This window comes from Flavonifractor sp. An10, from assembly GCF_002161215.1.
Taxonomy (GTDB): domain Bacteria; phylum Bacillota; class Clostridia; order Oscillospirales; family Oscillospiraceae; genus Flavonifractor; species Flavonifractor avistercoris.
In genome coordinates, this window is sequence record NZ_NFMB01000007.1 from 91727 (window position 1) to 113890 (window position 22164).

General features: G+C 59.2%; 14 protein-coding genes. 12 read left to right on the forward strand and 2 right to left on the reverse strand.

The window, feature by feature from the left end; genetic code table 11:
* The first annotated feature begins 148 nt into the window (after positions 1 to 148).
* From B5E42_RS13255 to mgtE, 7 genes are all read left to right on the forward strand, one after another.
* Positions 149 to 1693, forward strand: a complete 1545-nt coding sequence (locus tag B5E42_RS13255; RefSeq protein WP_087240447.1) for a lactate permease LctP family transporter — start codon at positions 149 to 151, stop codon at positions 1691 to 1693.
* A gap of 27 nt (positions 1694 to 1720) precedes the next feature.
* Entirely contained in the window at positions 1721 to 3004 is a 1284-nt protein-coding gene (larA, locus tag B5E42_RS13260) for a nickel-dependent lactate racemase (RefSeq protein WP_087240449.1), read from the forward strand.
* 49 nt (positions 3005 to 3053) lie between these two features.
* Positions 3054 to 4475 (forward strand): FAD-binding oxidoreductase, encoded by a 1422-nt coding sequence (locus B5E42_RS13265; RefSeq protein WP_087240451.1) that lies wholly within the window; start codon positions 3054 to 3056, stop codon positions 4473 to 4475.
* A gap of 35 nt (positions 4476 to 4510) precedes the next feature.
* A complete protein-coding gene (locus B5E42_RS13270; RefSeq protein ID WP_087240453.1) occupies positions 4511 to 5650 on the forward strand; it encodes an acyl-CoA dehydrogenase family protein in 1140 nt (379 codons plus the stop codon).
* A gap of 18 nt (positions 5651 to 5668) precedes the next feature.
* Positions 5669 to 6460, forward strand: coding sequence for an electron transfer flavoprotein subunit beta/FixA family protein (locus tag B5E42_RS13275; protein ID WP_087240455.1), 792 nt, complete (start codon positions 5669 to 5671; stop codon positions 6458 to 6460).
* Positions 6461 to 6473: 13 nt separating this feature from the next.
* Positions 6474 to 7463 (forward strand): electron transfer flavoprotein subunit alpha/FixB family protein, encoded by a 990-nt coding sequence (locus B5E42_RS13280; RefSeq protein WP_087240457.1) that lies wholly within the window; start codon positions 6474 to 6476, stop codon positions 7461 to 7463.
* A gap of 383 nt (positions 7464 to 7846) precedes the next feature.
* Entirely contained in the window at positions 7847 to 9199 is a 1353-nt protein-coding gene (gene mgtE, locus B5E42_RS13285) for a magnesium transporter (RefSeq protein WP_087240459.1), read from the forward strand.
* Positions 9200 to 9240: 41 nt separating this feature from the next.
* On the opposite strand, the gene B5E42_RS13290 is transcribed toward mgtE, so the two are convergent.
* On the reverse strand, positions 9241 to 11877 hold the full coding sequence (locus B5E42_RS13290) for a cation-translocating P-type ATPase (RefSeq protein ID WP_087240461.1): 2637 nt from the start codon (positions 11875 to 11877) through the stop codon (positions 9241 to 9243).
* 185 nt (positions 11878 to 12062) lie between these two features.
* A complete protein-coding gene (locus B5E42_RS13295; RefSeq protein WP_087235867.1) occupies positions 12063 to 13301 on the reverse strand; it encodes an IS110 family transposase in 1239 nt (412 codons plus the stop codon).
* Between the two features lie 313 nt (positions 13302 to 13614).
* Here B5E42_RS13295 and B5E42_RS13300 point away from each other — a divergent pair, with 313 nt between their 5' ends.
* The 5 genes from B5E42_RS13300 (at position 13615) to B5E42_RS13320 (ending at position 21912) form a co-directional block, all read left to right on the forward strand.
* Positions 13615 to 15300 carry a recombinase family protein gene (locus tag B5E42_RS13300; RefSeq protein WP_087240463.1) on the forward strand — a complete coding sequence of 562 codons (1686 nt, stop codon included), beginning with the start codon at positions 13615 to 13617 and terminating at the stop codon, positions 15298 to 15300.
* Positions 15301 to 15348: 48 nt separating this feature from the next.
* Positions 15349 to 16206, forward strand: coding sequence for a restriction endonuclease (locus tag B5E42_RS13305; RefSeq protein ID WP_087240465.1), 858 nt, complete (start codon positions 15349 to 15351; stop codon positions 16204 to 16206).
* A 490-nt stretch (positions 16207 to 16696) separates the two neighbouring features.
* A complete protein-coding gene (locus tag B5E42_RS13310) occupies positions 16697 to 17923 on the forward strand; it encodes an AAA family ATPase (RefSeq protein ID WP_087240467.1) in 1227 nt (408 codons plus the stop codon).
* A gap of 15 nt (positions 17924 to 17938) precedes the next feature.
* Complete coding sequence (locus B5E42_RS13315; RefSeq protein WP_087240469.1) at positions 17939 to 18592, forward strand: hypothetical protein; 654 nt, start codon at positions 17939 to 17941, stop codon at positions 18590 to 18592.
* A gap of 23 nt (positions 18593 to 18615) precedes the next feature.
* The gene (locus B5E42_RS13320; RefSeq protein WP_087240471.1) at positions 18616 to 21912 is read left to right on the forward strand and encodes a DEAD/DEAH box helicase family protein; all 3297 of its coding nucleotides are present in this window, start codon (positions 18616 to 18618) and stop codon (positions 21910 to 21912) included.
* Positions 21913 to 22164 lie beyond the last annotated feature (252 nt).

Sequence of the window (22164 nt, forward strand, 5' to 3'; positions counted from 1 at the left end):
ATTTAGCTTAAATGCCAATTAAAGCCGGATATTCCCTTGACATTTTGCCGTCATGCGCCTAATATTGCTTTTGAAAAAAGCAAACGGGTGCGTATAGATTTTCTTTTGGTTCTACCATAAGAATGACGGTGTAAGGGAGTGTCTGGCTGTGTTTGTGCGGTTTGTGCTTGCTCTGCTTCCCATCCTCTGGCTGGCTGTGGCCCTCAGCGTCTGGAAACGCCCCGCCTATCAGGTCTGCCCCCTGGCGCTGGCGCTTACCGTGCTGCTGGCCCTGTTCTACTGGAAGAGTCCGGGGACGGAGGTTTTGACCGGCGGCCTGGAGGGAGCCGTCATGGCCCTGTGGCCCATCTCGCTGGTGATCGTGGCGGCGGTGTTCACCTATAATCTGACGGTGCGCACCGGGGCCATGGAGCGCATCAAGGGGATGCTCACCGCGGTGACCCGGGACAAACGGGTGCTGGTGCTCCTGATCGCCTGGGGCTTTGGGGGCTTTATGGAGGGCATGGCGGGCTTCGGCACCGCGGTGGCCATTCCGGCAGGCATCCTGTGCGGCCTGGGCTTCGACCCCATCTTCTCCGCTCTGGTATGTCTGGTGGCCAACGCCACCCCCACCGCCTTCGGCTCCATCGGCATCCCCACCATCACCGCCGCCTCGGTGGCGGGACTGGAGGCCGGCCCCACCGCGGTGGTGGTGGTGCTCCAGCTGGCCCTGATGGTGGTGCTCACCCCCCTGCTGATGGTGATGATGACCGGCGGCGGGGTCCGGGCCCTGAAGAGGGTCTGGCCGGTGGCCCTGGGCTCCGGAGTGGCCTTCGTGATCCCCGAGTTTCTCACCGCCAAGTATGTGGGGGCGGAGCTGCCGGCGGTCACCGGCTCGGTAGTGTGCATGGTGGTAACCATCCTTCTCTCCAAGCTGCTCAAGGGGGAACCCCCCGCCCAATACGCCCTGCCCAGGACCCAGGAGCAGACCGGCCTCACCGTCAGGGACGGGGCGCTGGCCTGGTCCCCCTTCATCCTGATCTTCGTGCTGCTGCTGGCCACCTCCAGCCTGGTACCCCCCATCCATAACCTGCTGGCGGCCGTCAAAAGCGACGTGGTGATCTACTCCGGCCAGGGGGCCAGCCCCTATACCTTCTCCTGGGTCAATACCCCCGGCGTACTGATCTTTATCGCCGCCTTTGTGGGCGGCGCCCTGCAGAAGGCCAGCCTGAAGGTGATGGGCCAGGTGCTGTGGGCCACCCTGAAGCAGATGTCCAAGACCATCATCACCCTGGTGTCCATCCTGGCGGCGGCCAAGATCATGGGCTACTGCGGCATGACCAGTGACATCGCCGCCTTCCTGGTGGCGGTCACCGGGTCGGCCTACCCCATTGTGGCCCCCCTCATCGGCTCCATCGGCACCTTCGTCACCGGCAGCGCCACCTCCGCCTCGGTGCTATTCAGCGGCCTGCAGGCGGAGACCGCCTCCGCCCTGGGGATGGACGCCGTCTGGCTGGTGGCCGCCAACACCATCGGCGCCACGGCGGGCAAGATCATCTCCCCCCAGAGCATCTCCATCGCCACCGCCGCCACCGATACGGTGGGGCAGGAGAGTACCATCTTGCGGAAATCCATCGGATATTATATCCTGTTTGTAGTGGTGTTCGGTCTCATCGCGCTGCTGGCCCACCCGCTGGCGGCCCTGGTTCTGTGACCGGCGCACCGGAAGGAGGAACGGCATATGGCGCAACTCAAACTGCCCTTTGGCCGGGGGCACATCACGGCGGACATCCCCGACGGCCGCCTGGCCGGGGTGCTCCAGTCCAGGGCCCACAGCTATCAGGCCAAGGCGGACCAGCCGGAGCTGGTGCGTCAGGCCCTGGAAAACCCCATCGGCTCCCCCCGCCTGCGGGAGCTGGCGGCGGGCAAGAACAAAGTGGTCATCCTCAGCAGCGACCACACCCGCCCGGTACCCAGCAAGGTGATCCTGCCCCAGCTGGTGGAGGAACTCCGGGCGGGAAATCCCGACGCGGAGATCACCGTACTGGTGGCCACCGGCTTCCACCGGCCCACCACCGAGGCCGAGCTGCTGGACAAATACGGCGAGACGCTTTACCGCCACTCCGGGCTGCGCTTCGTCATCCATGAGAGCGGTAAAAAAGGGGACATGGTCCACCTGGGCACCCTGCCCTCCGGCGGGGAACTGCTTATCAACAAGCTGGCGGCGGAGGCCGACCTGCTGGTGGGAGAGGGCTTCATCGAGCCCCACTTCTTCGCCGGGTTCTCCGGCGGCCGCAAGAGCGTGCTGCCGGGGGTGTCCAGCCGGGAGACCGTGCTGGCCAACCACTGCTCCGCCTTTATTGACAGTCCCAATGCCCGCACCGGCATCCTGGACGGCAACCCCATTCACCGGGATATGCTGTATGCCGCCCAGCAGGCCAAGCTGGCTTTTATCTGCAACGTGGTCATCGACGCTGACAAGCGGGTGATCGCCGCCTTCGCCGGACACTTCGACCAGGCCCACCGGGCAGGGTGCGCCTTTGTAGACCAGCTCTCCGGCGTGGATGCGGTTCCCGCTCCCATCGTCATCACCACCAACGGGGGCTACCCCCTGGACCAGAACCTGTACCAGTCGGTGAAGGGCATGACGGCGGCGGAGGCCACCTGCGCCCCCGGCGGGGTGATCATCATGGTCTCCGCCTGCAGCGACGGCCACGGCGGCCAGTCCTTCTACGACACCTTCGCCCATGAGCCGGACAACCGGAAGATCATGGACCGGTTCCTGGCCACCCCCAGCGACCGCACCATCCCCGACCAGTGGGAGGCCCAGATCCTGTGCCGGGTGCTCCTGCAGCACCCCGTCATCCTGGTGACTCAGGCCCCCCGGGAGATGGTGGAGGCCATGCACCTCCACTGGGCGGCCGACCTGCCCGCCGCCATTGCCCTGGCCGACCGGCTGCTGGGTAAGGCAGACAGCCCCATCACCGTCATTCCCGACGGGGTTTCGGTCATCGTACGCAAGTAAAGGCAAATCCGATGTGATGTTATCAAATCAAATAAAGGGGAGCGTTTTTATGAGCCAGTACAACAAGGTCACCCCCGAGCTGATTGAGGCCCTGAAGGCCGCCGTGCCCGGCCGGATCAGCGTGAACGGGGACATCAACGAGGACTTTTCCCACGACGAAATGCCCATCTACGGCAAGGCCATGCCCGAGGTGGTGGCGGAGTGCCTGACCACCGAGGAGGTGGCCGCCGTCATGAAGCTGTGCAACGAGAACCGGGTGCCCGTCACCCCCCGGGGCGCCGGCACCGGCCTCACTGGCGGCGCGGTGGCCATCCACGGCGGCGTGGTTCTGTCCACCACCAAGATGAACAAGATCCTCTCCTACGACACCGAGAACATGGTGGTCCGGGTCCAGGCGGGCGTGCTGCTCAACGACCTGGCGGAGGACGCCGCCAAGCAGGGTTTCCTCTATCCCCCCGATCCCGGCGAGAAGTTCGCCACCCTGGGGGGCAACGTGGCCACCAACGCCGGCGGCATGCGGGCGGTGAAGTACGGCGCCACCCGGGACTATGTGCGGGCCATGACGGTGGTGCTGCCCACCGGCGAGATCGTCCATCTGGGGGCCAGCGTGTCCAAGACCAGCTCGGGCTACTCCCTGCTCAACCTGATGATCGGCTCCGAGGGCACCCTGGGCATCATCACCGAGCTCACTCTCAAGCTCATCCCCGCCCCCAAGGAGGTCATCAGCCTGGTGGTGCTCTACGAGAACCTGGAGGACTGCATCTCCACCGTGCCCAAGCTGATGATGGCCAACCTCCACCCCCAGGCCCTGGAGTTCATGGAGCGGGAGATCGTCCGCCTGTCCGAGAGCTACCTGGGCAAGAGCACCTTCCCTCAGACCTTTGAGGGCACCGACGTCAACGCCTACCTGCTGGTCACCTTTGACGGCGAGAACGAGGATCAGCTCACCGAAATTATCGAGCAGGCCTCCGAGGTGGTGCTGGAGGCGGGCGCCCTGGACGTGCTGGTGGCCGACACTCCCCAGCTGAAGAAGGACGCCTGGGCCGCCCGGTCCACCTTCCTGGAGGCCATTGAGGCCAACACCAAGCTGCTGGACGAGTGTGACGTGGTGGTGCCGGTGAACCAGATCGCCCACTATGTCACCTACATCAAGGAGATCTCCGAAGGCTACGACTTTGAGGTCAAGAGCTTCGGCCACGCCGGCGATGGCAACCTGCACATCTACACCTGCTCCAACGACATGGAGCTGGCCGCGTTTGAACAGCAGGTGGCCGACTTTATGGAGAAGGCCTACGCCAAGGCCACCGAGCTGGGCGGCCTGATCTCCGGCGAGCATGGCATCGGCCACGGCAAGCTGGACTACCTGGCTCAGATGGTGGGCCCGGTCAACATGCGTCTGATGCGCGGCATCAAGGAGGTCTTTGACCCCAATCTGGTGCTCAATCCCGGCAAGGTCTGCTACAAGCTGTAATAGAAAGACGACTTACATAGAAGGAGGAACCCGTTATGGCATATCTGATTTCGGAAGAGGCTCAGGAGCTGCTGGGCGCTGTCAAGGAGTTCTGTGAGAAGGAAGTCAAGGAGCAGTGCAAGGAGTACGACCGCTCCGGCGAGTGGCCCAAGGAGATTTACGACAAGGCCATCGAGATGCAGCTGCACATGCTGGAGGTGCCCGAGGAGTACGGCGGCATGGGCCTGAGCCGGGTGGACGTGGCCGCCCTGTTTGAGGAGATGGCCAAGGCCGACGCCGGCTTTGCCACCACCATCTCCGCCAGCGGCCTGGGCACCAAGCCGGTGCTGATCGCCGGCAGCGAGGAGCTGAAGAAGCGGGCCTGCCAGCTGATCGTGGACGGTGGCTTCGGCGCCTTCTGCCTCACCGAGCCGGGCGCCGGCTCCGACGCCAGCGCCGGCAAGACCACCGCCGTGAAGGACGGCGACAGCTACATCCTCAACGGCCGCAAGTGCTTCATCACCAACGGCGGCATCGCCTCCTTCTACTGCGTCACCGCCATGACCGACAAGTCCGCCGGCGTGAAGGGCATGTCTATGTTCTTTGTGGAGGCCGGCACCCCCGGCCTGTCCACCGGCCACGAGGAGGACAAAATGGGCATCCGCACCTCCAACACCTGCGACGTGGTGTTTGAGGACTGCCGCATCCCCGCCTCCAACCTGATCGGCGCGGAGGGCAAGGGCTTCTCCATCGCCATGAAGACCCTGGACCAGGCCCGGACCTGGATGGGCTGCGTGGCCACCGGCATCGCCCAGCGGGCCATGGAGGAGGCCATCGCCTACGGCAAGGAGCGCATCCAGTTCGGCAAGCCCGTGCTGAAGAACCAGGCCCTCCAGTTCAAGGTGGCCGACATGGCCATCAAGATCGAGACCGCCCGCCAGATGGTGGCCCACTCCCTGACCCTGATGGATCAGGGCCTGCCCTACTCCAAGGAGTCCGCCATCGCCAAGTGCTACGCCTCCGACATCGCCATGGAGGTGGCCTCCGAGGCCATCCAGATGTTCGGCGGCTACGGCTACAGCCGGGAGTACCCGGTGGAGAAGCTGCTGCGGGACGCCAAGATCTTCCAGATCTTTGAGGGCACCAACGAGGTGCAGCGCATCGTGGTGGCCAACAACACCATCGGCAAATTCTAAGGCGGGGAGCGTAACGACATGGAAATTCTGGTATGTCTCAAGCAGGTGCCCGACGACTCGGTGGAGCTCCACCTGAAGCCCGGCACCCAGGAGGTGAACCTGGAGGGGGTCACCCCCGTGGTCAACGCCTTTGACACCTACGCTCTGGAGATGGCCACCCGCCTGAAGGAGGCGGTGGGCGGCAGCATCACCGCCATCACCATCGGCCCCGAGGGGGCCAAGGACGCGGTCAAGACCTGCCTGGCGGTGGGGGCCAATCAGGGCTGCCTCATCACCGACCCCTCCTTCGAGGGGGCGGACACCCTGGGCAAGAGTAAGATCCTGGCCGCCGCCATCCGCAAGCTGGAGGCCGACGCCGGCAAGCCCTTCGACCTGATCTTCTGCGGCCGGGAGGCCACCGACAAGGCCTCCGGCCAGGTGGGCCCCCAGCTGGCCGAGGCCCTGGGCGTGGGGGTGGTCACCGACCTGGTGGACATCCAGCAGACCGACGCCGGCGTGCAGGCCAAGCAGGAGACCGAGGAGGGCTACCGCCTGGTGGACGCCCCCCTGCCCTGCGTGGTCACCGTAAACAAGCCCCCCTATGATCCCCGCTATCCCACCATCAAGAGCAAGCTGGCCGCCCGCAAGATGCCCATTCCCACCCTGGACGCCGCCGCGCTGGGCGGCGTGGCCCCCGGCGCCGCCGGCAGCCATGTGGTGAAGGTGTACGAGCCGGCCAAGCGGCAGGCGGGCGTGAAGCTCAAAGAGGAGACCTGCGAGGAGACCGTGGCCAAGGCCATCGCCATGATGGCGGACGCCAAGGTGCTGTAAAGGAGAGAGCGGTATGGATTGGGGAAATCGCAAGGATATTCTGGTCTTTCTGGAACAAAAGGACGGAAAGGCCCTGAACGGGGCGCTGGAGTGCCTCACCCCCGCCCGGGCTCTGGCCCAGCACACCGGCGGGCAGGTTCTGGCCGTGCTGATGGGCACGGACAACGCCGGGGCGGCGGAGAAGGTTGCCCCTCTGGCTGACGGCGTGCTGGCCGTCACCGGCGGGGACTATTCCGACGGGGCGGCGGACGCCTTCACCTGGGCGCTGGAGCAGCTGGCCGCCCAGTATGAGCCCGCGGCGGTGCTGGCGGGCAACACCCCCCTGGGCCGGGAGATGACCGCCCGGCTGTGCGCCCGGCTGGGGCTGGGCAGCGTCCAGGACGCCACCGCCCTGACCTGGGACGGGGACACCCCGGTGTGGACCGTGCCCCTGTACGGCGGCACCGTGCTCAACGACGTGGTGGTGGACACCCTGCCGGTGGTAGCCACCACCCGCTCCGGCGCCTTTGCCAAGCCGGAGGCCGGCCAGGCCGGCCCCGTTACCCCGGTGGAGCTCCAGGTGCCCGCCGACGCGGTGAAGGTCAAGGTGGCCCAGGCGGTGAAGGAGCTCTCCGAGGCGGTCAACCTGGAGGAGGCCAAGGTCATCGTCACCGGCGGCCGGGGCATGGGCTCCAAGGAGCAGTTTGCCCTGGTGGAGGAGCTGGCCGCCCTGCTGGGCGGCGTGGTGGGCGCCACCCGTCCCGCCATCGAGGACGGCTGGGTCTCCCGGGCCCATCAGGTGGGCCAGTCGGGCAAGATCGTGGCCCCCGCCCTGTACATCGCCTGCGGCGTGTCGGGCGCCACCCAGCACGTGTCCGGCATGAGCGGCTCGGGCTATGTGGTGGCCATCAACAAGGATGAGGACGCCCCCATCTTCGACGTGGCCGACGTGGGCATCGTGGGGGACGTGGCCAAGGTCCTCCCCCTGATGATCGAGGAGATCCGTCAGCGCAAGGCGGAGTAACCTTTCTAAAGGCAGATCCAGAAGGGTCTCGTCCCCTTGGGGGGGCGGGCCCTTCTGTTTTTTGGGGTTGCCTTTTGGGGGAAAGTGTGATATCCTCGAACGGCAGCCAAAGGCTAGCAAAATAATAGGAAAAAGGAGGAAAATCAGGTGGACCTATGCGGACGAAGTACCAACGCGGGCTGTGAGCTTCCCTCAGGGGACAGGGCTGGCGCCGCCTGGTTTTCCCTGTAAGCAGGGCAGGCCGGGCGGGGCCCGGCTGTCTGTTCCCAAATACGGAAGGTTCCGCCGCGGGGAGCGGCCGGGTATGAAACCCGGACGCTTTGCCGCGGCGCGCCTGTTTTGGTCACTTCCTCGCTGTATTTTAACGACAGGAGGAGAGACCCATGAAACAGAATCTGACCCTGGAGGCGCTGCGGCAGCTGCTGGAGCGCCGGGATATGTGCGCCCTGCGGGACGCACTGACCCAGACCCACCCCGCCGACCTGGCGGAGCTGCTGGATGAGCTGGACCGGCCGGAGATGCTGGCGGTCTTCCGGGCCCTGCCCAAGGAGCTGGCGGCGGAGGTGTTTTCCGACCTGCCGCCGGAGGACCAGCAGGCCCTGATCCAGGCGGCCACCGACCAGGAGCTGTCCGCCATTGTGGAGGAGCTGTGGGTGGACGACGCAGTGGACCTGCTGGAGGAGTTGCCCGCCGGCGTGGTGAAGCGGGTGCTCCAGGCCGCCCGGCCGGACACCCGGCAGCTCATCAACCAGTTCCTCCACTACCCGGAGAACTCGGTGGGCAGCATCATGACCGCCGAATTTACCGACCTGAAGCGGGACATGACGGTTGCCCAGGCCATCGCCCATATCCGCAGGACGGGGGCGGACTCGGAGAGCATCTATACCTGCTACGTCACCGACGCCGCCCGGCGTCTGGAGGGCGTGGTCACCATCCGGGAGCTGCTGCTGGCCGGGGACCAGGCCCTGGTGGCCGACCTGATGGAGCGGGACGTGATCATCGCCGGGACCGGCGAGGACCGGGAGGAGGCGGTGGCCCGGCTGATGAAGTACGATTTCCTCTCCCTGCCGGTGGTGGACAGGGAGGGCCGGCTGGTGGGCATCGTCACGGTGGACGACGGCATGGACGTGCTGGAGGAGGAGGCCACCGAGGACTTTGAGAAGATGGCGGCCATGGCCCCCTCGGAAAGGCCCTATCTGAAAACCGGTGTGTTCACCCTGGCCCGGCACCGCATTGTGTGGCTGCTGGTGCTGATGATCTCCGGCATGATCACCGGCGGCATCCTGGGCCGGTATGAGGCGGCCTTCTCCGCCATGCCCTTGCTGGTCACCTTCATTCCCATGCTCACCGACACCGGCGGCAACGCCGGCAGCCAGTCCAGCACTCTGGTGATCCGTGGCATGGCGGTGGGCGAGATCCGCCTGCGGGACTTTGCCAGGGTTTTTTGGAAGGAGCTGCGGGTGAGCATGCTGGTGGGGGCCGCCCTCAGCACGGTAAACTATGTCCGGCTCATCCTCACCTACCCGGGCCAGACCGCCACCGCCCTGACGGTGGCCGCCGCCCTGTTTGTCACGGTGCTGCTGGCCAAGACGGTGGGGGGCGTGCTCCCCATGGCGGCCAAGTTCTTCAAGGCCGACCCGGCCATTATGGCCGCCCCCCTCATCACCACCATTGTGGACGCCATCTCCCTGGTGGTCTACTTCAACATCGCCAGCGCTCTGCTACCCCTTGCATGAAAAAATCCCTGTCCGCATCGGCGGACAGGGATTTTTCAGTTTCAGTTCTCCTTGCCCCGGCGCACATCCCCGATCACCTTGATGATCTGGATGACCAGAGTGGGCAGGAAGGCCAGCAGAACGATCTCTCCCAGGTTGGCGACTCCGAAAGCGGGAGCCACCATAAACAGGCCCTTCAGGCCGGGGATAAAGAGCACCGCCAGCAGCAGCACCACGCCGGCAAAGAAGGCCATGACGGAGTACTTGTTGGTGGAGAACTTCAGGCGGAAGATGGACGCGTCGCCCCGGCAGTTGAAGCCGTGGAACAGACGGGCCAGGGTGAGGGTGGCGAAGGCCATGGTGGAGGCCAGGACGGCGTCGCCCCCCTGATAGCCCAGGTAGAAGGCAATCATGGTGACGATGGCGATGAGCAGGCCCTGGCCGCCGATGCGGGTCAGCAGGTCCCGGCTGAGGATGGGCTCCTTGGGGTCCCGGGGCTTCTGGTCCAGCAGGCCCCGGCGTGCAGGCTCCATGCCTATGGCGATGGCGGGCAGGGAGTCGGTGAGCAGGTTGATAAACAGCAGGTGGACCGGCTGGAAGGGCACCGGCAGGGCCAGCAGAGAGGCGTAGAGCACACAGAAGATGCCGGCGGTGTTGCCGCTGAGCAGGAACTGGATGGCGTTTTTGATGTTAGCGTACACACTGCGGCCGTTGACCACCGCCTTGACGATGGTGGCGAAGTTGTCGTCGGCCAGGATCATGGAGGCGGCGTCCTTGGATACCTCGGTGCCGGTGATGCCCATGGCCACGCCGATATCCGCCTTCTTCAGGGCGGGGGCGTCGTTGACGCCGTCGCCGGTCATGGACACGATGTTCCCCTTCCGCTGCCAGGCGTTGACGATGCGGATCTTGTGCTCGGGGGACACCCGGGCGTACACCGAGATCTTCTCCAGCCGTCCGTCCAGATCGGCGTCGGTCATCTGGTCCAGCTCCAGGCCGGACACCGCCTCGTCCCCGTCCCGGAAAATCCCCAGCTGGCGGGCGATGGCGGAGGCGGTCACCTTGTGGTCGCCGGTGATCATGATGGTGCGGATGCCGCCCCGCTTGGCGTCGGCCACCGCCTGCACCGCCTCGGGCCGGGGCGGGTCGATCATGGAGATAAGGCCGATGAAGGTAAACTCGTTTTCATCCTCCAGGGTCAGGGGCCGGACGGCCTCCAGCTCCCGGTAGGCGAAGGCCAGCACCCGCAGGCCCTCCATGGACAGCTCCATATTCACCCGGGCGATCTCCTCTTTCCGCTCCGGGGTCAGCTCCACCTTCCCCTCCCGGGTCAGCAGCCACTTGGACCGGTCCAGCAGCACGTCGATGGCCCCCTTGGTAAACAGGGTGGGGGTGCCGTCGATGTCGTGGAGGGTGCTCATCAGCTTGCGGTCGGAGTCAAAGGCCAGCTCTCCCAGCCGGGGATGCTGGGCCCGGTAGCTCTCCTCGTCCACCCCGAACTTCTCTCCCAGCATCACCAGGGCCACCTCGGTGGGGTCGCCGATGGAGGCGCCGGTCTCCTCATTGTTGGTGGCGTCGCTGGCCAGCAGGGCGGCCTTGAGCAGCAGCCGCTGCACGTCGTTGACCAGCTCCAGGTCGTCCCCCTCCAGCAGGGAGCCGTCGGCGTACACCTTCTGGGGGGTCATCTTGTTCTGGGTCAGAGTGCCCGTCTTGTCCGAGCAGATCACCGACACGCACCCCAGGCTCTCCACCGCCTCCAGGTCCTTCATGATGGCGTTCTGTTTGGCCATCTTCTGGGTGCCCATGGCCAGCACAATGGTGACGATGGAGCTGAGGGCCTCGGGGATGGCGGCCACCGCCAGGGCCACGGCGAACATGAGGGAGTCCAGCACTCCCATGCCGGTACGGAACACCGACAGGGCAAACACCACCGCGCAGATGGCCATGATCACGATGGCCAGCTTGGCGGAGAAGCTGTCCAGGGACTGCTGCAGGGGGGTCTTGCGCTGCTGGGTCTGGTTCATGAGGGCGGCAATCTTGCCCAGCTCGGTATTCATGTCGGTGGCGGTGACCAGCACGGTGGCCCGGCCGTAGGTCACCAGGGAGCCGGAAAACACCATGCTCTTCTGGTCGCCCAGGGCCACCTGGCCGCCGGTGATCACGTCGGCGGTCTTTTCCACACCCTCGCTCTCGTCGGTGAGGGAGGACTCATTGACCTTGAGGGAGAAGTTCTCCAGCACCCGGCCGTCGGCCACCACCATGTCCCCGGCCTCCAGCAGCACGATGTCGCCGGGCACCACGTCGGCGGAGGGGATCTCCACCCGCACGCCGCCCCGCAGCACCTTGGCGGTGGGGGAGGACATGGCTTTCAGGCTTTCCAGGGATTTTTCCGCCTTCAGGTACTGGACGGTGCCCAGAATGGCGTTGAGGATGAGTACGGCAAAAATGACGATGGTGCTCTCCACATTCTCCGACGCGGCGGAGATGAGGGCGGCCACAATGAGGATGACCACCAGCAGGTCCTTGAACTGCTCCAGGAAGATCTGGAGCACGCTCTTCTTCTTGCCCTCGGAGAGCTTGTTGGGGCCGTACTGCTCCAGCCGGCTCCGGGCCTGCTGGTCGGACAGTCCCTTCTGGTCGGCCTGCTGCGCCTCCAGCGCCTGGGATACGCTTTTGCTGTAGTATGGCTCGTTTGTCATAAGATCCCTTCCTTTTTTTATTGAAATATGAGATAATAATGGTGTAGATGGCACCTTGCTACGAAAATAAGTAGCGAGGGCGTGAACCTTGACAAACAGGCTTTCAACGCCTCATGAAAAACCATCGCAGCACAAAAAGCGGCAGGCCAAAACCTGTCGCCGGCCGAAGTATGGTACAGTGGGAATCAGCCTGGTGCCACCACAAAGTACCCCAGCTTTTGCAGTTCGTTCACCATACGGCTGGCCCGTTTGCGCTCACTTTGTTTTCTGCGGATCTCAAAACAGTCTTCGTTGTATGGAGAACCTGTCTTCAACATCGTGTAAATCAGCGCCAGCAGTTTGCGAGCCAAAGCAATCGTTGCACGTTTAGCGCCCTTCCGCTGTTTTATCCTCCAGTACCAACCGGAGAGGTACAAGCTTCGTTTTCCGGAGATGACCCATCCCACCTCACAGAGCATACTCTTCAGATACGGATTACCTTTGTTAATGTGAGCACTCTTGCGTTTTCCGGCACTCTCGTTGTTACCGGGACTCAAACCGGCCCAGGAGCATATATGCTGGGAATCCGGAAAGGCACTCATATCGGTACCAATCTCCGCGATAATGGCTGCTGCCGCAGTTACATCAATACCCGGTATGGAGCACAGGAGGCTCAATGCCTCTTCGTGCTTTATGATCTCTTTCGTAATAGCGTCCTCCACAGTATGCCGGTGCTGTTCAAGTGCTTCCAAGTGCCCAAATATCATGCGAAGAAAGCCGCGCTGGTGCTCCGAGAGCGAACCGTTCAAGGCAATCAGTATTTCGTCGATACGTTTCCGGGTCTGTGTTTTCAGACACCGATCCAGAGCTTCCCGCGAAATATTTCCGTATTCCATGAGATGACGGATGATGTTTCGCCCGGAAGCGCCAAATGCGTCCGACAGAAACGCTGTGAAGCGGAAACCGGAGCTTTGCAGAAATTTATCGATGCGATTCTTTTGGGCGGTAATGTCGCGAACGATGCTCTTACGATACCGGGTCAGATGCCGCAGTTCCCGGAAGGTCTTATCTGGGATAAAACTTCCCTTTAGTAATCCGGCACGGAGCAATGTGGCGATCCATTGCGCGTCCCGCATATCCGTTTTGCGCCCAGGCACATTCTTCATGTGGCGGGCATTCACGACCAGAATGCTGATCTGCCCATCAAAACATGGCTCCAGCATTTCGTAAATAGGCTGCCAGTAGATCCCGGTGCTCTCCATAGCGACATAGCGGCACTCTGCTTCCAACACCCAATCCCGCAGTTTCCGCATTTCCGGGATAAGTGTGCTGAAGGAGCGAATCTCGATTTCCGGATCGGTGCCCAGTTCACCTTTGGCAAGACAGGCAACAATAACGTCACGATGAATATCCAGTCCCATGGCGCAGGTCAATATGTCTTGCATCAAATCCCTCCCTGAATTATGCAGGCTGGGAATTGCCCGGGTGGGTATCCGAACTTTGCTACTCGTGCTCTTCACTTATGTGACGCAACATACTGCTGTTCTCTTGGGCAACTCGTCCACGTTGAACAAACGGGGTGAAAATCCACCAAGGTGCAACCGGACTACGCCTGCTGTATTCAGTTTAGCAAATCCTTCGGTTAACGCACAGACTATATTTTCATTCTCAGCTGTGATGGCATTTCATGAGGCGTTGAAAATGAGATAGAACTGGCCGCCATGAATACACCGCACAAAAGAAAGGCGAGGTATTTACATGGCGGAAACAATCGTTCAAGTAGTCAAAAAAATCGTAAAGCGCGTGGTCTGCCTGTACCGTGTCTCCACGGTAGGTCAGGTGGAGAAAGACGATATTCCCATGCAAAAGCAATTCTGTCGGGAGTTTTGCCAGCGGCAGGAGGGCTGGGAAATCGTCAGGGAGTTATCGGAAAAGGGTGTGTCGGGGTTCAAGGTCTCGGCCAAAAAGCGGGATAAGATACAGGAGATCCAGCGCATGGCCTTGGCGGGAGAGTTTGATATTCTGCTGGTGTTCATGTTTGACCGTCTGGGCCGCAAGGACGATGAGACGCCCTTTGTGGTGGAATGGTTCGTCAATCAGGGCATCGAGGTCTGGAGCGCGATGGAGGGCCAGCAGCGGTTTGATACCCATGTGGACAAACTGCTCAACTACATACGCTACTGGCAGGCATCGGGCGAGAGCATTAAAACCTCCGCCCGTGTCAAGACCCGGATCGGTCAGTTGACCGAACAGGGCTACTACACCGGCGGCATCGTCCCTTACGGCTATCGGCTGGTGAATAAGGGTCGCACCAACAAGCGTAACAAAGAGGTCCCCGATCTTGCCATTGACCCTAATGAGGCCGAGGTGGTGAAAGTGATTTTTCAGAAGTATGTCTGCGAGGGCTACGGGGGCCAGCGGATTTGCCGCTACCTGTCGGAACAGGGCTACCACAACCGCAAGGGCGGAAAAATCGCCACGACCAGTATCAACCGCATCCTCAAAAATCCGCTCTATATCGGTATCCTCTGCAACGGGGAGAGTAAATCGGAAGAAGTGCTGACCGAGTTGCAGATTATTGATGTAGAACTGTTTGAGAGGGCACAGACGATGCTCCAGGAGCGGGCAAAGCCACAGGAAAAGCGGGACGTCCCCCTTACCACAAGGGGGCAGTCCCTTTTGGTGAGAAACATCTTCTGCGGCCACTGTGGGCGGCGGTTGACTTTGACGACCTGCGGACAACGGTACAGGAAAAAGGACGGCACCGTAGTCACCAAGAGTTATGCGCGGTATCTGTGCAGTTACAACACCCAGCACCCCGGAGAATGTTCGGGCCCGGCCAGTTATGGCACCGCGAAACTGGACAGCCTTGTAGACCAGATCATCCGCCTTCAGTTTGAGCGCATACAGACAGCCCCGCCGCAGGATTTGATCCAGGAACAGCGAGGCCGGGAGGTTGAGGTTGCCAAGGCAAAACTCAATCTGCTGAACATCCAGTATCAGCAAAAGCAGAAGGACTACCGGGATTTGCAGGCCGAGACGCTGAAAGTCATCCGAGGGGCCAGCCGTTTGAATGTAGATTTGCTCAACAGTGTGGCGGAAGAGACCACCGCGCAGATCAGCGAACTGGAACAGCAGATAGCGGCGGCAGAGACGGAATTGCGGGAACTGGTGTCCGGGGCCGACCAAGTGAAACGGGATTACGCCCAACTGATGAACTGGGCCACACTCTATGACAACTGCTCCTTCGAGGCAAAGAAGATGATTGCAGCACAGTTTATCAAAGCAGTCCGTGTCAAGCGGAGCTACGAGTTGGAAATTGAGTTCAACGTCTCCTTTTCCGAGTTTCAGCGGCTCTACTTAGAGCCAGAAAAGGAAGGGGAACATAAGCGGGGGCCAGCGCCGCTCCTGGCATTTGAGGAAAAAACAAGACAGGCGGTGTAACGCCCGCCTGCCCTCAACCGGAAAGCCCTATTTCGACATTACAGTTTTATGCAAGTACATTCCCTGCAAGCAACTTACTATAAAAATCACCCTAAATTCCTTTTCGCTAAAATCGTTCCGCTTGGATACCAAAACGATGGTTATAGGAAAATAGAAGTTCAGCATGATGTTCAGGTTTTAGGAAAAACAGGTGTAGAACATCAGGTTGATATTTACTGGGAATTTGAATTAGCTGGAGTTTTGTATAAAACGATTATCGAAGTTAAAGATTGGCGAACAAAGGTTAAAAAGGAGCAAATCATGGGGTTCAAAGAAAAGCTCAATGATATTGCCGCATTTCCTTGTGGGATTCTTGTTTCAAAGAGTGGATTCCAGAGCGGGGCCGTAGAATATGCGCGCGTACATGGTATAAAACTGGTCACGATTGATGAAACAAATAAGATGAATCATCTGCACTTAAATTTTCATTACAAATTTCCGCATATTGAAAAACTATCAATTATTTTAGATAAGGAGTGGCTGACTTCAGAGAGAGAAAGAAAGGGGACGTCAGCCGAACTCAAAATTTCGCACAGGGCATCTGACGCAATTTTGTGTGATAATGACCAGAATGAAAAACCATTCCTCGACTTTATCCGCCAAGCGCAAAAGTCGCATCTTGATGATAAACCTGGAGTAAAGTCTCATATTATTTATAAATTTGGAAAGCCATGGTATATTTTGACAGAGGATGAAGATTTCCCAAAAGTTCTGCTGAAGGGCTTTGAGTTTGATTTCTTCATTACAGAAAGTCAGGAATACAAAGAATTTCATCCAGACGGGGCAGTAGACTACTTATTAAGAGATTTATTAGAGGGAACACAAATTGGTTTTAATTCAGTTCATGGCGTTGTTAGTATAGAGTAGTTTTGGTGAGGTGACCCAACATGACCAATTTTGATCGTTTCCTCTCCGACCCACAGTTCACCCCCTTCGCAGAGCGGTGAAACTCCCCCAGTCGTCTGCGGCGACAGCCCCCTCAAAGAGGTGGCCCAAGGGCATGAAAAACACCTAAAGCCTCCCTCTCAGAGGGAGGTGGCGCGGAGAGCCGGAGGGAGTGCCCTCTCCGTCACCGCCTACGGCGGTGCCACCTATCCCAAAGGGAGAGGCAAGTGTGGTGCGTCACCCGCCCCTTGGCTCCCCCTCTGGGGGAGCTGTCAGCGAAGCTGACTGAGAGGGCCCTCTCCACGCACTTTTGTTACCACCTGCGACGGAACTCTATCGAAAGAGAAGCAGGGTAAAAAGCAGCACTGCATTTGATTGGACAGACGTCCGTACATTCCAGTATAATAGAGTCAATCATCCGGTACAATTGATATCAAATCGAATTCAGTCTTTTGTAAAGGAGTGAAGCCAAATGGGTAAAATCCTTGGAATCGCCATTCAGAATTACGGTTCGCTCAAAAATATCAAGATGGGTAAACTGTACAGTGACCAATCCGGAAGTGAACTGGGCAATATGGTTGCTATCATCGGGCCAAGCGGAAATGGAAAGAGCACACTTGCGGATGCGTTCGGCTTTATTTCCGACTGTCTTTCTACAGATGTGGAAAGCGCCTGTGACGCAAACAACCGGGGCGGATATGACCAACTGATCTCCCAGGGAAGCAGTGATCCAATCCATTTCGAGCTGTACTACAAGGAAAACAGCAATTCCCGCCCCATCACCTATGAGCTGACGATTGCCAAAGACAGGTATGACCGCCCGTATGTCAAGGAAGAACGGCTTCGCCAGCGGCGGCCCGGCCAGAAGAATGGCCGTCCGCTCTCCTTTTTGCACCTGATTGACGGGAAGGGCTTTGCATTTGAGGGAAAGGACGGCGGCCAGGACGATGAGGACGGCTCTGTGGAAGGGGAGAAGATCAACGTCGAATTGGCCGACACGAGAAAGTTCGGCATCGTCACACTGGGTGCCATGAAGCAGTACGCTCGGATCGAACTGTTTCTGGACTTCTTGAAAAGCTGGTATCTGTGTTACTTCGCGCCGGATGCGGCCCGCCAAATTCAGACCGCTGCCCCGGCTCAGTATCTCAACCGTACCGGCAGCAATCTGAACAATGTGGCCCAGTATATGTACCGGGAGAATCCCACAGAATTCAAGAAGGTATTGGCGGAAATCCAGACCAAGATTCCTAATATCACAAAAATTGAGCCGGTCAAGCTGAAAAACGGTCAGATGGTTCTGGAGTTTTGGCAGAACGGCTTCTCCGAGCCCTTCTTTTCTACACGGATGTCAGACGGCACTTTGAAGCTGTTTGCCTATTACCTTCTGCTCCACGAGCGGAATCCCCGCCAGCTTGTATTCGTAGAGGAGCCGGAAAACGGTTTGTACCATCATTACTTGGCGAATTTAGCTATAGAGATGCGGAAAAGCGTCGGAAGTGGATATTCCAAGCAGCTGTTTGTCACGACTCACAGTCCCTTTTTTGTCAATGCCTTATCTCCAGAAGAAGTCTGGGTTCTGGAAAAGGGGCAGGATGGCTTTTCGATCGCACGGCAGGCATCCAGCTATGAATTTGTCAAAGAGCTTGTCAGCGAGGGGGCGGCCATGGGCGATCTGTGGTACAGCGAATACTTTGGCTGATAGGGGGGAGCTTGGGTGCATTTTCAATTCTTGATTGAGGATCAATCAAGCGCGGTTTTGATCCGCCTCATCATGGAGAAGATCAGAGCAATTTATCCGGAAATCACATACGATGATAAGGCATACAAGGGATTAGGCGGCTTTACAAAGAAAAATACAGTCAAGGAGACCAAAGAGGGAAAACTTTTAAACGATCTGGCTACCGTATTGCGTGGATTCAATAAGAGCCTTCAGTATATTCCGGCAGTGATTATCATTGTTCTTGACAACGACACAAGAGATCCCAGCACGTTTTTAGTGGAGCTTGAAGCAGTAGCGGAACAGAACCACATCAAAGTGGATCATGTGTTCTGCCTTGCAATTGAAGAAGTGGAAGCCTGGCTTCTGGGGGATGAAGCTGCTCTATTCGCTGCTTATCCCAATGCGAAGACAGCAGTCCTTCGCTCCTACGTCCAGGACAGTATCTGTGGAACTTGGGAGCTTTTAGCTGATGCGGTGTATCCGGGTGGTCTTCGGAAATTCAGAAAAGACTGCCCCTCTTACATAGAAGTAGGACAAAAGAAAAGTGAATGGGCAAAAGAAATAGGCAGCCGCATGAATCTGCATGAAAATAAGTCGCCAAGTTTCCAATCATTTCTTTCTGAAATTGATCGGCGCTTGCCTGCTTAAACAAACTTGAGCAAGGTGATTTTATGACCAACTTTGACCATTTTCTCTCTGAACCGCAACTTGTTCCCTTCGCGGAGGCAGCTATTACGGCAGAAAAAATCTATGCCATTGATCCGGCGGCCTGCGTACTGAACTGCCGCCGGGCGATGGAGTTTGCCGTCAAGTGGATATACTCCGTGGACGGCGGGTTGGTCATGCCCTACGACGACCGGCTGGTGAGCCTGATGGACGCCGAGGACTTCCGGGATATTGTGGGGGAGGATCTGTGGCGGCGGCTGAAGTACATCCGGCAGACGGGCAACGCCGCCGCCCACACGGGGAAGAAGATCACCCCGGAGCAGGCCCGGCTGTGCCTGGAAAACCTCTACATATTCTTGGACTTTATCGCCTACTGCTACGGGAAGGACTACACGGAAGGACAGTTTGACCCAGCCCTGCTGGAAGCCCAGCCGGCTGAAGGGGCTCCCCTGCTAAGGGAGTCGGCCCCGGAGGTGGACCTGGCCGCCCTGATGGAGGAAAACCGGGCCCTGAGGGCCCAGCTCACCGCCCGCCGGGAGGAGCAGCGGGAGAGCTATGTGCCCAAGCCCCTGGACCTTTCCGAGTACGAGACCCGGAAGCTGTACATCGACGCCATGCTCACAGATGCCGGCTGGACTGAGGGGAAAGGCTGGCTGAACGAGGTGGAGCTGCCCGGCATGCCCAACAAGAGCGAGGTGGGCTACGCCGACTATGTGCTCTACGACGACACCCATCGCCCCTTGGCAGTAATCGAGGCCAAGCGCACCTGTGTGGACCCAGCCAAGGGCCGCCAGCAGGCCAAGCTGTACGCCGACCTGCTGGAAAAGCAGTACGGACGCCGGCCGATGATCTTTCTCACCAACGGCTTTGACACCCGGATGGACGACGGGGCCTACCCGGAGCGAAAGGTGGCCGCCTTCTACTCCAAGCGGGACCTGGAAAAGCTGTTCAACCTGCGCTCCATGCGCACCAGTCTGAAGTACGTCCAGGTGGACAAGCAGATCGCCGGGCGGTATTACCAGGAGGGGGCCATCAAGGCGGTGTGCCAGGCTTTCGGGGAGAAAAATCGCCGGAAGGCCCTGCTGGTCATGGCCACCGGCTCCGGCAAAACCCGGACGGTCATTGCCCTAGTGAAGGTGCTGCTGGAACATGGCTGGATCAAAAATGTCCTCTTTCTGGCCGACCGCAACTCCCTGGTCACCCAGGCCAAGCGCAGCTTTGTGAACCTGCTGCCCGATTTGTCGGTCACCAACCTGTGCGAGGAGAGGGACAATTATACGGCCCGGTGCGTGTTCTCCACCTACCAGACCATGATGAACTGCATCGACACCGTGGAGGACGAGGAGGGGAAACTGTTCACCGTGGGCCACTTTGACCTCATCATCTGCGACGAGGCCCACCGCTCTATCTACAACAAGTACCGGGACATTTTCACCTACTTCGATGCGCCCCTGGTGGGCCTCACCGCCACCCCTAAGGACGAGATCGACAAGAACACCTATGAGATCTTCGAACTGGAGAGCGGCGTACCCACCTACGGCTACGACCTGGCCCAGGCGGTGAAGGACGGCTTTCTGGTGGACTTCCTCACGGTGGAGAGCAAGCTGAAATTTCTCACCGAAGGTATCACCTATGACGACCTGCCAGAGGATGAGAAGGAGGAATACGAGTCCACCTTTACCGATGAGAACGGGGAGCTACCGGAGAAGATCGAGTCCTCTGCCCTCAACGAATGGCTGTTCAACGAGGATACCATCCGTAAGGCGCTGGACCTGCTGATGACCAACGGCCTGAAAATCGACTACGGGGAGAAGCTGGGCAAAACCATCATCTTTGCCAAGAACCACCGCCACGCGGAGAAGATCCTGGAGGTGTTCGGCAAGGAGTACCCCCACCTGCCCGGTTATGCCAAGGTCATCGACAACTACATGACCTACGCCCAGAGCGCCATCGACGAGTTCTCTGAGCCGGACAAGTTGCCGCAAATCGCCATCTCCGTGGACATGCTGGACACCGGCATCGACGTGCCGGAGGTGCTAAATCTGGTGTTTTTCAAGAAGATCATGAGCAAAGCGAAATTCTGGCAGATGATCGGCCGGGGCACGCGGCTGTGTCCGGGACCGATGGACGGGAAAGACAAGGAGAAATTCTATATCTTCGACCTGTGCGGAAACTTTGAGTTTTTCCGTATGAACAAAGGCAAGGCCACCGCCAATCAGATGGCCCTACAAAGCGCTATCTTCTATCTGAAGGCGCAGATTATCTTCAAGCTTCAGGACTTGGACTATCAGACCGACGAATTGATTCCCTTCCGTCGGCGGCTGGTGGAAGAAATGCTCTCCAAGGTACAGGAGCTGGATCGGGGCAATTTCGCGGTCAAACAGCATCTTCGGTATGTGGAGAAGTTCTCGAACCCGGAGAGTTATCAGGCCCTCACCTATGAGGATACCCTGAACTTGAAGGAGGAAGTCGCCCCGCTGCTCCAGCCCGACGGGGACGAGGCCAGCGCGGTTCGCTTTGACGCGTTGATGTACGGGATCGAGCTGGCCTATCTGGTTGGCAAGACCTACAAGAAAGCCCGGAAGGACTTGGCGAAGAAAGTCTCTGCTATCGCCGGCGTGGCAAATATCCCGGAGATTCAGGCCCAGTCAGAACTGATCGAGAAAATCCTCCATACAGACTATCTGGAGAATGCCGGCATCAACGAGTTTGAGCACATCCGGAAGTGCCTGCGGAATCTGATGAAATACCTGCCCCATGGCGGAGAGATCTACAACAAAAATTTTACGGACGACATCCTCTCTACGGAATGGCGTGAGGCGGAACTGGAAAACGACGACCTGAAGAACTACAAGGCCAAGGCAGAGTTTTATGTCCGCCAACACCAGGACAACCCCGCCATTGCAAAGCTGCGCTCCAATATTCCTTTGACAGACAATGATGTGAAAGAGCTGGAGAATATTTTGTGGAGCCAGGTGGGCAGCCGCCAGGACTACGAGGCGGAGCTGGGAGCCAAACCCTTGGGCAAATTCGTTCGGGAGATCGTGGGCCTGGACATGAACGCCGCCAAGGAGGCCTTTTCCCAGTATCTCAATGACGCCAACCTGGACAGCCGGCAGATCTATTTCGTCAACCAGATTGTGGAGTACATCGTTCACAACGGCATGATGAAGGACCTGTCTGTCCTTCAGGAGCCGTCCTTTACCGACCGGGGCAGCATTGTGGAGGTGTTTATGGATCTCTCGCTGTGGGCCGGGATTAAGAGCGTCATCGACCGGATCAACGCCAACGCGGCGGCGTAAATTTGCGTCGCAGAAAACAACATGTAGGCTTTGCGCTTAGTATCTCCATATTCTTTATGGGCACTATTTAAATAATGGATATTACGGAAGGGAACTGCTACTAGCAGCAGCCATCAAAAATGAAATAGGTCCAGCATTATGCGGAGCGCTCGATTTACCAGCGAGCGCCCCGTTTTTGTATCCCAAAACCACTCGCTAGGCGAGTGGTAGAAAAAAGCCTATGGCGATAAAGAAGATAGAAAAACTCCCTTT

Bases quoted from the DNA above. Each gene is read 5' to 3' on its own strand.
- mgtE (WP_087240459.1), top strand. From the start codon at position 7,847: ATGAAACAGAATCTGACCCTGGAGGCGCTGCGGCAGCTGCTGGAGCGC.
- B5E42_RS13270 (WP_087240453.1), top strand. From the start codon at position 4,511: ATGGCATATCTGATTTCGGAAGAGGCTCAGGAGCTGCTGGGCGCTGTC.
- B5E42_RS13305 (WP_087240465.1), top strand. From the start codon at position 15,349: ATGCAAGTACATTCCCTGCAAGCAACTTACTATAAAAATCACCCTAAA.
- B5E42_RS13290 (WP_087240461.1), bottom strand. From the start codon at position 11,877: ATGACAAACGAGCCATACTACAGCAAAAGCGTATCCCAGGCGCTGGAG.
- B5E42_RS13275 (WP_087240455.1), top strand. From the start codon at position 5,669: ATGGAAATTCTGGTATGTCTCAAGCAGGTGCCCGACGACTCGGTGGAG.
- B5E42_RS13295 (WP_087235867.1), bottom strand. From the start codon at position 13,301: ATGCAAGACATATTGACCTGCGCCATGGGACTGGATATTCATCGTGAC.
- B5E42_RS13320 (WP_087240471.1), top strand. From the start codon at position 18,616: ATGACCAACTTTGACCATTTTCTCTCTGAACCGCAACTTGTTCCCTTC.
- B5E42_RS13310 (WP_087240467.1), top strand. From the start codon at position 16,697: ATGGGTAAAATCCTTGGAATCGCCATTCAGAATTACGGTTCGCTCAAA.
- B5E42_RS13280 (WP_087240457.1), top strand. From the start codon at position 6,474: ATGGATTGGGGAAATCGCAAGGATATTCTGGTCTTTCTGGAACAAAAG.
- larA (WP_087240449.1), top strand. From the start codon at position 1,721: ATGGCGCAACTCAAACTGCCCTTTGGCCGGGGGCACATCACGGCGGAC.
- B5E42_RS13265 (WP_087240451.1), top strand. From the start codon at position 3,054: ATGAGCCAGTACAACAAGGTCACCCCCGAGCTGATTGAGGCCCTGAAG.
- B5E42_RS13300 (WP_087240463.1), top strand. From the start codon at position 13,615: ATGGCGGAAACAATCGTTCAAGTAGTCAAAAAAATCGTAAAGCGCGTG.